We start from the raw sequence: 13088 nt of genomic DNA, 5'->3' as shown, positions 1-13088 counted from the left end.
GCTTTGCCTTACATCGCCTTGACGATGTTCTCGGTCATCTTCTTGGCGTCACCGAGCAACATCATGGTGTTGTCGCGGTAGAATAGCGGATTGTCGATGCCGGCATAGCCCGAGGCGAGCGAACGCTTGATGAACATCACAGTGCCGGCCTTCCAGACCTGCAGCACCGGCATGCCGTAGATCGGCGAGGTCTTGTCTTCCTCCGCGGCCGGATTGGTGACGTCGTTGGCACCGATCACGAAGGCGACGTCGGCCTGGGCGAACTCCGAGTTGATGTCCTCGAGTTCGAACACCTCGTCATAGGGCACATTGGCTTCGGCGAGCAGCACGTTCATGTGGCCGGGCATGCGGCCTGCGACCGGGTGAATTGCGTACTTCACCTCAACGCCCTCCTTCTTGAGCGTGTCCGCCATCTCGCGCAGCGCGTGTTGCGCCTGTGCCACCGCCATGCCGTAACCGGGCACGATGATGACCTTCTGCGCGTTCTTCATGATGAAGGCGGCATCGTCTGCCGAACCGAGTTTCACCGGGCGCACTTCACCGCTGCCGGCGCCGGCCGCAGCCGTCTCGCCACCGAAGCCGCCGAGGATGACCGAGATGAAGGAACGGTTCATCGCGTGGCACATGATGTAGGACAGGATCGCGCCGGAGGAGCCGACCAGCGCGCCGGTGATGATCAGCGCCGAGTTACCGAGCGTGAAGCCGATGCCGGCCGCGGCCCAGCCGGAATAGGAGTTCAGCATCGAGATCACGACCGGCATGTCGGCGCCACCGATCGGGATGATCATCAGCACGCCGAGCGTCAGCGCAATGATGACGATCAGCCAGAAGTCGAGCGCGTTGCCCGACATCACGAGGCCGACGATGAAGAACACCAGCGCCAGCGCCAGCACGATGTTGATGACGTGGCGGAACGGCAGGATGACCGGCGCGCCACTCATCCGCGCCGAGAGCTTCAGGAACGCGATCACCGAGCCGGTGAAGGTCAGGGCGCCGATCGCGACGCCGAGCGACATTTCGACCAGGCTCTGCGGATGAATGTTGCCGGGCGTACCGATATCGAAGGCCTCCGGCGCGTAGAACGCGCCCGCAGCGACCAGCACCGCGGCCATGCCGACCAGCGAATGGAAGGCGGCGACCAGTTCGGGCATCGAGGTCATCGGCACCCGGCGCGCGATCACCGCGCCGACGCCGCCACCGATCGCGATACCGAGAATGACCAGCAACCAGGCGACGCCGTCTGCCGGTGGATGGCTGGCCAGCGTGGTGGCGACCGCGATCGCCATGCCGATCATGCCGAAGAAGTTGCCCTGGCGCGACGTCGCGGGACTGGACAGGCCGCGCAGCGACAGGATGAACAGCACACCCGCCACGAGGTAAAGAACAGCTGCCAGATTGGCGTTCATCTCAGGTCCCCCTTTGTCTTCGTCACCCCGAGGTGCACGCCGCTCACTTTGCCTTCTTCTTGTACATCGCCAGCATGCGCTGGGTGACAAGGAAGCCGCCGAAGATATTCACGCAAGCGAAGATCAAGGCAACGAAGCCGAAGCCGCGTGCCCAGCCTGAGCCACTCGAGATCATGCCGACGCCGACCGCGAGCAGCGCGCCGACCACGATCACCGAGGAGATCGCGTTGGTCACGCTCATCAGGGGCGTGTGCAGCGCCGGGGTCACCGACCACACGACGAAATAGCCGACAAACACGGCGAGGACGAAAATCGACAGCCGGAACACGAAGGGATCGACGGCCTGCGCGATATGCTCCATGGCTGGTCTCCTTATTTCGGCTGGAAGTTGGGATGGATGACGGCGCCGTCTCTGGTCAGCGCGGTGGCCTTCACCAGTTCGTCGTCCCAGTTGACCGCGAGCGTCTTGTTGGCCTTGTCGACCATCGTCTCGATGAACGAGAACAAATTGCGCGCATACAGGCTGGAGGCGGAGGCGGCGACCCGGCCGGCGACATTGGTGTAGCCGACGATCTTGATGCCATCGGTCTCGACCACCTCGCCGGGCTTGGCCCCCTCGACGTTGCCGCCGCGTTCGACCGCCAGATCGACCAGCACCGAGCCCGGCTTCATCGACTTTACCATCTCGCCGGTCACAAGCTTTGGCGCGGGACGGCCGGGGATCAGCGCGGTGGTGATCACGATGTCCTGCTTCTTGATGTGCTCGGCAGTCAGCGCAGCCTGCTTGGCCTGGTACTCCTTGGACATCTCCTTGGCATAGCCGCCGGCGGTCTGTGCGTTCTTGAACTCCTCGTCCTCGACGGCCAGGAATTTCGCGCCCAGGCTCTCTACCTGCTCCTTGGTGGCTGGCCGCACGTCGGTCGCGGTGACCACGGCACCCAACCGCCGCGCGGTCGCGATCGCCTGCAGGCCGGCGACGCCGACGCCCATCACGAACACCTTTGCGGCCGGAATGGTGCCGGCTGCTGTCATCATCATCGGGAAGGCACGGCCGAAGGCTTCGGCGCCCTCGATCACCGCGCGGTAGCCGGCCAGATTAGCCTGCGAGGACAGCACGTCCATCACCTGTGCGCGGGTAATGCGCGGCATCAACTCCATCGCGAAGGCGGAGATACCGGCGTCGGCCATAGCCTTCAGGGCGGCGTCATTGCCGTACGGGTCCATGATCGCGATGACCAGCGCGCCGCGCTTGTATTGGGACAGCTCTGAGGCTTCGGGCCGCTTCACCTTGATGATGATGTCGGCGTCCTTCAATGCGTCGGCGCTGACGATGGCGCCGGCCGCCGTAAATTCCGAATCGGGCAGGCCCGACTTGACGCCCGCGCCCGGCTCGACCGCGACCTCTGCGCCGAGCGCCTTGAACTTTTTCACGGTATCGGGTGACGCCGCTACCCGCGGCTCGGACGGATCGATTTCCTTGGCAATGGCGATCTTCATGGGCCCTCCGGCGGCATGAGCCGCGCACGCGTCTTCAAACTAGCGTTATTTTCGCCAGGTTGGATACCCGGTTTCTGCAACCGGGCTCGGTACTTATTCCGGGTCCCGCCGCGGACGGCAGGACCACAGCGGAGATCAGGGATCAGACGAGGAAATAGGCCATCAGGCAGAGAATGATGGCGACGGTGATCGAGCCGTATTTGACGAGCATGAGGAATCCCTCATAGGTCTGTTCGTGCGCCACGTAGTCGTTACCGTCGGCGGTCGTGTAGGCCACTTCGCTATGGTCTGCCATCGATGTCCCCAGTCAGAAATTCTCGTTCGCGAGCCATTACCGCAAACGGGGTGGCAGGGCAACGGCGCGGTCCCTATCGGACGATCAGGAAGGCCAATTGTCCCTGATCCAGCGGGTCAGGCTTTTCTCGCTAACTTCGCCCGCGGCGAGGCAGAGGATGATGGTCGTCGCATGGGTCGGCTCCGGGCTGAACCGAACACCGTTCCTATGAAGGAAAACCATCATCGCCATGAAAGCGATCCGCTTGTTTCCATCGACGAAGGCATGATTTTTCGCCAGCCCAAAAGCATAGGCTGCGGCAAGCTCAGACAACTCCGCTTGCTCATAACGCCACTTGTTGACCGGACGCTCAAGGGCCGATTGCAGCATCCCCTCGTCGCGCAGGCCTGGCGCGCCGCCAAAGCGGCGGAGTTGGCGGGCGTGCATTGCGATCGCTTGGTCAACAGTAATCCAAAGCGGCTCTTTCGGTTCGCTCATCCGGGAGCCCGTTACTTTGCGAGCGTCGCCAGCGTGTCGCGATATTTGTCCATAATCTCGTCGGCAATTTCCATGGTCTGCTCGAAATCGGGATCGTATGGCAGCGCCTGAAAGCCGCCTCCCGGAAGCTCCTGGATATGAAGTTGCTGACCGCGCTTGAGATCAAGCCGCTGCATCAATTCGCGCGGAAGCAGCAGCCCGTCGGAATTGCCAATCTTTTTGATTTCGATTTTCATGGTCGTAGCTCTCGGGCACGGCAGCTCAGCGAGCGGCCGGAGGAAGTGCGTTATACATCTGTATAACGCACTTCCTCCATCCGTTCAACAGGCGTTTTACGGTGAACTTGTAATCCTGGAGCCCGCGAGGCGGACTGATCAGCCCATCGCCTCCAGCTCGTCGATCATGCCGGCGATGACGGAAAGGCCGCCGTCCCAGAATTTCGGGTCCTTGGCATCGAGACCGAACGGCCTGAGCAGTTCGGAATAATGCTTGGTGCCGCCGGCGGCGAGCATGTCGAGATAGCGCTCGGCGAAGCCTTCGGAGGCGTGCTCGTAGACCGCATAGAGCGAGTTCACCAGGCAATCGCCGAACGCATAGGCATAGACGTAGAACGGCGAGTGGATGAAGTGCGGGATGTACATCCAGAACGTCTCGTAGCCCGGCTTGATCTCGATCGCCGGGCCGAGGCTCTCGCCTTGCACGCTGAGCCAGAGCTGGCCGATGCGCTCGGCGGTGAGTTCGCCGTTCTTGCGCTCGGTATGAACCGCGCGCTCGAAGGAATAGAACGCGATCTGCCGCACCACGGTGTTGATCATGTCCTCGACCTTGCCGGCGAGCAGCGCCTGGCGCTGCTTGGCGCTCTTGGTCTGCGACAACAACCGCTTGAAGGTCAGCATCTCCCCGAACACGCTCGCGGTTTCCGCAAGCGTCAGCGGCGTTGGCGCCATCAGCGCGCCGTTCTTGGCCGCCAGCACCTGATGGACGCCGTGGCCGAGCTCGTGGGCGAGCGTCATCACGTCGCGCGGCTTGCCCTGATAGTTCATCAGCACGTAGGGATGCGCCGACGGTGTGGTCGGATGCGAGAACGCGCCGGGCGCCTTGCCGGGACGGACCGGTGCATCGATCCAGCGATCGGCGAAGAAACGCTCGGCGATCTCGGCCATCCTGGGCGAGAAGCCGCGATAGGCCGACAGCACCATGTTGCGCGCCTCGGGCCAGGCGATGGTGCCAGTCGCCGCGAACGGCAGCGGCGCGTTGCGGTCCCAATGCGGCAGCTTCTTCTTTTTGAACCAGCCCGCCTTCAACGCATAATAGCGGTGCGACAGTTTGGGATAGGCCGCGCGCACCGAGGCAACCAGCGCATCTACCACCTCGCGTTCAACGCGGTTGTTGAGATGACGCGAATCCGCGACGTCCTGGAAGCCGCGCCAGCGATCGGAGATTTCCTTGTCCTTGGCGAGCGTATTGGTAACGAGCGCAAAGGTGCGCTCATTGTCCTTGAAGGTCTTCGCCAGCGCCTGCGCCGCGGCCTTGCGCCTGTCACCCGCCTTGTCCTGCAGCAGGTTCAGCGTCGGCTCGATCGCGAACTCCTTGCCGCCGAACTTGAAGCGCAGGCTGGAGATGGTCTGGTCGAACAGCCGGTTCCAGGCGGCGTAGCCGCTCTGCGCCTTCTCGTGAAACAGCTGCTCGACGCGATCCTCGAGCTGATACGGCTTGTCCTTGCGCAGATCCTCGATCCAGGGCCGGTAATGGCCAAGCTCGGGCTCGGCCATCGCGCGCTCGATCACATCATCGTCAACACGGTTGAGCTCGAGCGAGAAGAACAGCAGATGCACCGACGCCGCCGTCAGCCGCTCGGATACGTCGCCGTAGAATTTCGAGATCGCGGGATCGACGCTGTCGCCGGCATGCACGAGGCCGGCATAAGAGCCGAGACGGCCGGCAAGATCATCGATCGCTTCATAGCGCCGGATAGCCCGGGCAAGCCATTTGCCGCCGCCTTCGGCGGCGGTACTTTCCGCGAGCCTGCCCTTGTAGTCGGTCTCAAACGCGACGCAATCTGCATCCATCTTTTGCAAATCACGTGCGACTTCTGGCGCGTCGATACCGGAGTAAAGATCTGCCAGATTCCATTCGGGCAGCCTGCCGGTCTTGCCGACCGCCTTTTTCGCCACGGGCTTGGCAGCGGCGGATTTGCGTTGAGTGGCTGTCTTGCGGAGAGCAGACTGTTTGCGGAGGGCAGATTTGGAGCGCGAGGTCATCTTGTTCGAAACCTTACTTCAGTCGGAAAGACGGCGGCGGAAGGCGGAATAAGCCCGGGATGGCAACATTTAAGAGGGCGTTAATCGGCATCGGCGACAGTGCCCCGATTCGAGACAGATAATCGTAATGTGCGGGGAAGACCATGGCTGCCACCATTTTGATCGCCGATGACGACGCAGTACAGCGCCGTTTGGTTGAAAACATGGTGCAGAAATGCGGCTATGAGTCTCTCGTCGTGGACAGTGGCGATGCGGCGATTTTGGCACTGACCGCCTCCGACGGCCGGACGATCGATGCTGTCGTGCTCGATCTCGTGATGCCCGGCCTCGATGGCCTCGGCGTTCTCGCAAAGATTCGTGAGGCTGGTTTGAACGTTCCGGTCATCGTGCAGACCGCGCATGGCGGGATCGACAATGTGGTGTCGGCGATGCGCGCCGGCGCCCAGGATTTCGTAGTCAAGCCGGCCAGCTTCGAACGGTTGCAGGTCTCGCTGCGCAACGCGCTCAATGCCTCTGCGCTGAAGGGCGAATTGCAGCGCATCCGGCACAGCCGCGAGGGCCGGCTGACCTTCTCTGACATCATCACCCGCAGCGAAGCCATGACCGGTGTGCTGCGCACTGCGCAGAAGGCTGCGTCCTCGACCATTCCCGTGCTGATCGAGGGCGAGTCCGGTGTCGGCAAGGAATTGTTCGCACGCGCCATCCACGGCAGCAGCGAGCGCAAGGCAAAGCCGTTCGTGGCGGTGAACTGCGGTGCGATCCCCGACAATCTCGTCGAATCGATCCTGTTCGGCCACGAGAAGGGCGCCTTCACCGGCGCCACCGAACGCCATCAGGGCAAGTTCGTCGAGGCCCATGGCGGCACGCTGTTTCTCGACGAGGTCGGCGAATTGCCGCTCGCCGCGCAGGTGAAGCTGTTGCGCGCGCTGCAGGAAGGCTCCGTGGAGGCGGTCGGCGGACGCAAGCCGGTCAAGGTCGACGTCCGCATCATCTCGGCAACCAACCGCAAACTGCTCGACCTCGTAAAGGGCGGCCAATTTCGTGAGGACCTGTTCTACCGCCTGCATGTCCTGCCGCTGACCATCCCCGCCCTGCGGCAGCGGCGCGAAGACATCCCGCATCTGTTGCGGCATTTTCTGGCGCGGTTCTGCGCCGAGGAGAACCGCGACATCACCGCCATCAGCGGCGAGGCGATGGCGCAGCTGGCGCAGCTCGACTGGCCCGGCAACATCCGCCAGCTCGAGAACACGGTGTATCGCGCCGTGGTGATGAGCGAGGGCGATCAGCTCGGGCTCGCCGATTTCCCGCAGCCTGCGGCGCATGCCGCGGCAGATGGCAAGGCCCCGCACGGCGAACCACTGGTCGTGTCACCCTCCACGGCACCTGCCATGGCATCCGGTAACGAAATACCTATAGCACCCTCGACCGCTGCGGGCGGTCTTTCGATGCTCAACGGCTCCGGGGATGTCAGACCGCTGGAGGACCTCGAGAACGAAATCATCCGCTTCGCGATCTCGCATTACCGCGGGCAGATGTCCGAGGTCGCGCGCCGCCTCAAGATCGGCCGATCGACGCTCTATCGCAAGCTCGACGAAGCTGCGGCCGGCGCTCGCACCAACGACGCGAATTAGGCTCTGTGCGCGCAGTGTGACGTGCCTAACGGCTGCGCCGAGGGAACCTTTTGAACCGTGGCTTGGCGGTGACAGACAAACGCCGTGCGGCGTGGCAAAAGTACACAACCCGAATAAGAACTGGGTTGTTCGAGGTCAGTTTGTCGTGAGTTGCCCCGCATGGCGCTGGCTGCATGAGAGGGGCACATGTATCGTCTGCGTTGGTTGCGTACAGGCGTACCAATCAATCGAAAGGCTGGCGCTTTTCGCGCAAGCTGACGAAACCGAACACTGACTTGAACTGTTCCAAAGCCGGGGCAGTTTCGCCCAGGGGGTCTGACGATGCGTGACTGTTCGAACAGCCGTCGGGGATTTGACCGCGTATTGATGGCCGTCGCGGCAACCTTCCTTGCGGTGTCCGCGACCTCCGCCCTTGCGCAGGACGCGCCTCGCGCCAGCGCCGCAGAACTCGCGATCGACGCAGCAATCCCGCGCCCCGAACCCGCCAACGTCCCGCCGCCGACCGCCGGCGACTTCAAGATGGACACCACCGCCGCGCTACCTGACGCAGCGAAGACGAGCGACGCAAAGTCCGCCGAGACAAAGCCCGCCGAGATAAAGCCCACCGACATAAAGGCCGCCGATACGAAGGCCTCCGACACCAAAGCGATCGCGCCGAGCACCGCAACGGCAGCCGAGGCGAAGCCCGCGGATGTCGCGACCTCGCCGGCCACCGATACCAAGCCTGCAGAGGCACCGAAGACCGCGGTTGCGCCGCCTGCGGAGACGAGCGCCCCGGCGACGGCCGCAGCACCGGCGGCGACATCAGCTCCCGCCACGGCCGCAGCACCGGCAGCCGAATTGGCCAAGGAGCCGGTGAAGGCCGCGAGCACCGTTCCCGCAGAAGACCAGCCCGTCGCCGACAAGCTCCGCGAGCTGCTTGCCAGCAAGTCGCTGCGCACCTTTGACCGCAAGGCCGAGCGCGCCGCGGCCGAGAAGTTCTACTCGACCCGCGACTATGCGCCGGTGTTCACGCAGGCCGGCAAGCTGACCGAAGCCGGCAAGGGTGTGATCGCGCGCCTGAAGGACGCCGCCGCCGACGGCCTCAATCCGGCCGACTATCCGGTGCCGGACTTCACCGCAGCCACCTCACCCGACGCGCTCGCCGATGCCGACCTGAAGCTTGCCGCCAGCATGCTGGACTATGCGCGCCAGGCGCAGAGCGGCCGCATGCACTGGTCGCAGGTGTCGGCCGACATCCTCTATCCCGAGCATCCGATCGATCCGGCCGAGGTGCTGGCGAATGTGACCACCGCCAGGGATGCGTCGGTCGCGCTCGACAGCTACAATCCGCAGCAGAAGCTCTATCAGGGGCTGAAGAAGAAGCTCGCCGAGCTGCGTGGCTTGGGCGACGGCCCGGTGATCCAGATCGCCGACGGCCCGACGCTGAAATACGTCCCCGCCCGCGGCAAGAAGCAGGCGGCGGTCGAGATGGACGACCCGCGCGTACCCGATCTGCGGACCAAGCTCGGCGTCACGGAAAATCCTGAGAGCACGAAGTACGATGCGGCGGTCGCTGCAGCCGTGGAAAAATTCCAGAACAGCGTCGAGTTCAAGCCGACCGGCATCCTCGACGACCGCACCGTCAAGGCGATCAACAGCCCGAAGCGCGACAAGCAGATCGACACCGTGATCGTCAACATGGAGCGCTGGCGCTGGCTGCCGCGCCAGCTTGGCGCGGCCAATATCGGCAACGCCTATGTCATCCTCAACATCCCCGACTACACGCTGAAGGTGATGCAGAACGGTGCGCAGGTCTGGACCACACGCGTGGTGACCGGCAAGCCCGGCCAGCATGCCACGCCGCTTTTGACCGAGACGATGAAGTACATCACGGTCAACCCGACCTGGAACGTGCCGCCCTCGATCATCTACAACGAGTATCTCCCGGCCCTGCAGCAGGATCCGACGGTGCTGCAGCGGATGGGCCTCAAGCTCGAGCGAAACAGCAACGGCTCGATCCACATCTCGCAGCCGCCGGGCGAAGCCAACGCGCTCGGCCGCATCCGCTTCAACTTCCCGAACAAGTTCCTGGTCTATCAGCACGACACGCCGGACAAGTACCTGTTCGCCAAGGACGAGCGCGCCTTCAGCCATGGCTGCATGCGCGTGCAAAACCCGGATCAATACGCCTCCGTGCTGCTCAACATGACGGTGGCAAACGATCGCTACACGCCGGAGAAGATCCGCAGCATGTACGGTACGAGCGAGGTCGACCTGAAATTCCCGACGCCGATCCCGGTGAACATCACCTACCAGACCGCGTTCGTGGACGACGCCGGCAAGCTGCAATTCCGCAAGGACGTCTATGGCCGCGACGCCACCATGCTGTCGATTCTCAAGAACAGCCGCGGCAAGGATCTGGAAATGGTGGTCGCGCACGCGGAGCCGAGCTATTCGCGCCCGCCGAGCAGCAGCCTGCCGGCCGGCGTGAACTTCGCGAGCGACAGCAGCAGTGCGTCCGGACCGTCGTTCTTCGAACGCCTGTTTGGCGGATTCAACCAGCAGCCGGCCCAGCAACCGCAACCCGGCCACCGTGGTCAGGCCCAGCAGCAGCGGCGGGTGATTACCCGTTAAATTCGGCCGATCGCTGATTCCGGTAAATTTTGAAGTAAAATCAACGATCTCGTCCCCTAGGCGAGATCGTTTACGTTAACCATTATCCATCGCTTGCTCGGCACCGAGCACTTTTTTGCCACACTCGACCGGTTAGTTAAGGCTAACTTGGGGGCGGGTCGGTAAACTTCGGTTAACCCTCCCGCTTTAAGAAAGCGTTCACCGTCTTCTGCAGGGGGTCTGCGAAGATGCCGACCGAACGCTCGTCGACTGGGTGGGCTCATAAGTGCTGGCTGTTTTCGCACGCCGCTTCAATCCGCTGTCGTTGCCGAAGGCCGGGTACCAAGTCGGTCTGGCTTCGCTGTTGCTCCTTGCCGGAGCCGGATCGGTTCACGATGCGACGGCGCTGAACGAAACCCGCACCCTCTCCTTCCACCATACCCATTCCGGCGAAGACCTCACCGTCACCTTCAAGCGCGACGGCCGCTATGACGAAGCCGCGCTGAAGCAGATCAATCACTATCTGCGCGACTGGCGCAACCAGGATGAGACGGTGATGGATCGTCACCTCTTCGATATCATCTGGGAAGTCTATCGCGACGTCGACGGCAAGCAGCCGATCCAGATCATCTCCGCCTACCGCTCCCCCTCCACCAACGCCATGCTCCGCCGCCGCTCGTCCGGCGTGGCGCGCCACAGCCAGCACATGCTGGGGCACGCGATGGACCTTTACATTCCCGGCGTGCCGCTGGAGCAGATCCGCTTCGCCGGCTTGCGCCTGCAGCGCGGCGGCGTCGGCTTCTATCCGACCTCCGGCTCGCCATTCGTCCATCTCGACACCGGCAACATCCGCCACTGGCCGCGCATGACGCGTGACCAGTTGGTCCGCGTGTTCCCCGATGGCCGCACCGTCCATGTCCCAACCGACGGCACGCCGCTGAAGGGATACGAACTCGCCAAGGCCGACATCGAGCGGCGCGGCAATGGTGACGACGCCGCGACCGTCGCCAAGCCAAGCGTGTTCGCCAGGCTATTCGGGGGCGGCAGGTCGGGTGACGATGAAGAGGAAGCTGCAGCTCCTGTGAACGACAAGTCCGCGGCCAACATGGTGGTCGCGGCCGCAGCGCCGGCCAAATCCGCCGATCCCGTCCCGGTGCCGCGCGCCAAGCCGCAGATCATCTCCGCAATCCAGCTCGCCTCCGCCGATGCGCAGATCGTTCCGGCGCCGAAGGCCAAGCCGCCGGTCCAGACTGCCGACAACACCGACTCGAAGCCGCAATCGCCCGCCGACATCATCAACGCCCGTGGCTTCTGGGGTGACGAGCCGGCCACTGCAAAACAGGCCTCGCCGGCGCAGGTCGCAGCACTGAAAGCGCGTGAAGCCGTTGGCGCCGCCGATCCGCAAACGACCGGAAGCGCGACGGACAACTTCAACAAGGCGCTCGCCTACGCCCCGGCTGCGTCCTCGCCGGTTAGCCGCGCCAACATCGTCGCGGCGTCCGCGCCGATGCCGCGCAGCGTGCGCCCGATCCGCAATGCCGAAGCCGCTCCCACCGAGATCAACACGGTGGTTCCGAAGGGCGCGCAGGGTCAGGGCGTCATCACCACGTCCGCGCGTATTTCGGCCGCCAAGGGCGACGATGTCTGGATGCGCGTGATGATGCTGGCGCCAAGCGCCAGTAACGGCATGCTGACCACGGTGCTCGGCGACACCGACATGAGCCTGATGCGTGCGCACTTCCTCAAGCCGCAGGCTGCCGTCGCAATGAACTTCTCGGATGATCCAATGATGGGCATGACCTGCGACCACTTCTCAGGCTCTGCCACCGCAGTCCTCGCCACTCAATCGCTCGTGGTCCGCACCGCCTCGCTGCGCTGAGCCGCGACGCCTTTCAAAGCTCCGCCTTAAGGAATCCGTAGCCCGGATGGAGCGAAGCGCAATCCGGGACCACGGCCGATTCATCTGATCATGATGTGACTCAAGACCCGGGTTCCGCCGAGCCTGTCACCGGGCGCGCATTCGCGCGACCGGTGGCTTCACCCGGGCTACACGGCGCCCTCAGAGCATTCCGAGCGCCTGCATGTAGGTTTCCAGGATGGTTTCCTGCTCCTGGCGCTCGTTGGCATCCTGCTTGCGCAAGCGCACGATGGTACGCAGCGCCTTGACGTCGAAGCCGTTGCCCTTGGCCTCTGCATAGACGTCGCGGATGTCGTCCGAAATCGTCTTCTTCTCTTCTTCGAGCCGCTCGATGCGTTCGATGATGGACTTGAGCTGGTCCTTGGCAAATCGGGTTGCGGGCTCTTCCTGGACGGCGGCAGACGTGGCCATCGCGTACTCCTGAACTGGCATTGAAATGTCGCGCGAATACGCGTCGCGCGCACCGCTTGTCGCGGCTGACCCTCGATTTTGGGGCGCCTCCCGTCAAGGAAACATCGCGCTCATCCACAGCGCGCCCACAGGAGATGCGGGCCGCATTCATTCAATCGTCGTCATTCCGGGATGGTGCGCCGGCACCAGACCTCAGATGCACAATTGTGCATCGGGGGATCTCGAGATTCTCAGATGCGCAATTGCGCATCGTAGTTCGATGCTATCGCATCGCCCCGGAATGACGGCACGATCAATGCCCGCTGTGGGTCTTCTTCATCGCCGCGAGCTGTTCCGCCGTCGCGCTGCCCTGATACTTCGTCTTCCACTCTTCATAGGGCATGCCGTAGACCGCCTCGCGGCTCTCGTCCTTGTTGACGGCGATGCCCTTGGCGTCGGCCTCTTCCTTCATCCAGTTCGAGAGGCAATTGCGGCAGAAGCCGGCCAGATTCATCAGATCGATGTTCTGAACATCGGTCCGGTCGCGCAGATGGTTGACCAGGCGCCGGAAAACTGCTGCTTCGAGTTCTGTTCTGGTTTTGTCGTCGATGTTCATTT

The 13088-nt window shown here is 63.3% G+C and carries 12 protein-coding genes; 3 read left to right on the top strand and 9 right to left on the bottom strand.

What is annotated here, in order from left to right:
• Positions 1-8: 8 nt before the first annotated feature.
• The 7 genes from ACP2YO_RS06130 to ACP2YO_RS06100 all read right to left on the bottom strand — a co-directional run bounded on the left by ACP2YO_RS06130 (position 9) and on the right by ACP2YO_RS06100 (position 5936).
• Positions 9-1406 carry an NAD(P)(+) transhydrogenase (Re/Si-specific) subunit beta gene (locus ACP2YO_RS06130; RefSeq protein WP_426440014.1) on the bottom strand — a complete coding sequence of 466 codons (1398 nt, stop codon included), beginning with the start codon at positions 1404-1406 and terminating at the stop codon, positions 9-11.
• 43 nt (positions 1407-1449) lie between these two features.
• A complete protein-coding gene (locus ACP2YO_RS06125; RefSeq protein WP_213773539.1) occupies positions 1450-1767 on the bottom strand; it encodes a proton-translocating transhydrogenase family protein in 318 nt (105 codons plus the stop codon).
• A gap of 11 nt (positions 1768-1778) precedes the next feature.
• Positions 1779-2903: a Re/Si-specific NAD(P)(+) transhydrogenase subunit alpha gene (locus ACP2YO_RS06120; RefSeq protein ID WP_426440011.1), complete on the bottom strand. Its 1125-nt coding sequence runs from the start codon at positions 2901-2903 to the stop codon at positions 1779-1781.
• 142 nt (positions 2904-3045) lie between these two features.
• Positions 3046-3198: an aa3-type cytochrome c oxidase subunit IV gene (locus ACP2YO_RS06115; protein ID WP_426440009.1), complete on the bottom strand. Its 153-nt coding sequence runs from the start codon at positions 3196-3198 to the stop codon at positions 3046-3048.
• Between the two features lie 84 nt (positions 3199-3282).
• Entirely contained in the window at positions 3283-3675 is a 393-nt protein-coding gene (locus tag ACP2YO_RS06110) for a type II toxin-antitoxin system death-on-curing family toxin (RefSeq protein ID WP_426440007.1), read from the bottom strand.
• 11 nt (positions 3676-3686) lie between these two features.
• Positions 3687-3911: an AbrB/MazE/SpoVT family DNA-binding domain-containing protein gene (locus ACP2YO_RS06105; protein ID WP_426440005.1), complete on the bottom strand. Its 225-nt coding sequence runs from the start codon at positions 3909-3911 to the stop codon at positions 3687-3689.
• A gap of 138 nt (positions 3912-4049) precedes the next feature.
• Positions 4050-5936, bottom strand: coding sequence for a M3 family oligoendopeptidase (locus tag ACP2YO_RS06100; RefSeq protein ID WP_426440003.1), 1887 nt, complete (start codon positions 5934-5936; stop codon positions 4050-4052).
• A gap of 143 nt (positions 5937-6079) precedes the next feature.
• Here ACP2YO_RS06100 and ACP2YO_RS06095 point away from each other — a divergent pair, with 143 nt between their 5' ends.
• The 3 genes from ACP2YO_RS06095 (at position 6080) to ACP2YO_RS06085 (ending at position 12041) form a co-directional block, all read left to right on the top strand.
• Positions 6080-7567, top strand: a complete 1488-nt coding sequence (locus ACP2YO_RS06095; RefSeq protein ID WP_426440001.1) for a sigma-54-dependent transcriptional regulator — start codon at positions 6080-6082, stop codon at positions 7565-7567.
• 321 nt (positions 7568-7888) lie between these two features.
• A complete protein-coding gene (locus ACP2YO_RS06090) occupies positions 7889-10183 on the top strand; it encodes a L,D-transpeptidase family protein (RefSeq protein ID WP_426439999.1) in 2295 nt (764 codons plus the stop codon).
• Between the two features lie 265 nt (positions 10184-10448).
• Positions 10449-12041 carry a DUF882 domain-containing protein gene (locus ACP2YO_RS06085; protein ID WP_426439997.1) on the top strand — a complete coding sequence of 531 codons (1593 nt, stop codon included), beginning with the start codon at positions 10449-10451 and terminating at the stop codon, positions 12039-12041.
• Between the two features lie 180 nt (positions 12042-12221).
• On the opposite strand, the gene ACP2YO_RS06080 is transcribed toward ACP2YO_RS06085, so the two are convergent.
• Both ACP2YO_RS06080 and ACP2YO_RS06075 read right to left on the bottom strand, forming a co-directional pair.
• Positions 12222-12491 (bottom strand): DUF2312 domain-containing protein, encoded by a 270-nt coding sequence (locus ACP2YO_RS06080; RefSeq protein ID WP_195785914.1) that lies wholly within the window; start codon positions 12489-12491, stop codon positions 12222-12224.
• A gap of 292 nt (positions 12492-12783) precedes the next feature.
• Positions 12784-13086 (bottom strand): DUF1244 domain-containing protein, encoded by a 303-nt coding sequence (locus ACP2YO_RS06075; protein ID WP_426439995.1) that lies wholly within the window; start codon positions 13084-13086, stop codon positions 12784-12786.
• Between the last annotated feature and the right edge of the window lie 2 nt (positions 13087-13088).

Source organism: Bradyrhizobium genosp. P (assembly GCF_049949265.1).
GTDB lineage: Bacteria > Pseudomonadota > Alphaproteobacteria > Rhizobiales > Xanthobacteraceae > Bradyrhizobium.
This window is presented reverse-complemented; position numbering and strand designations above follow the sequence as displayed.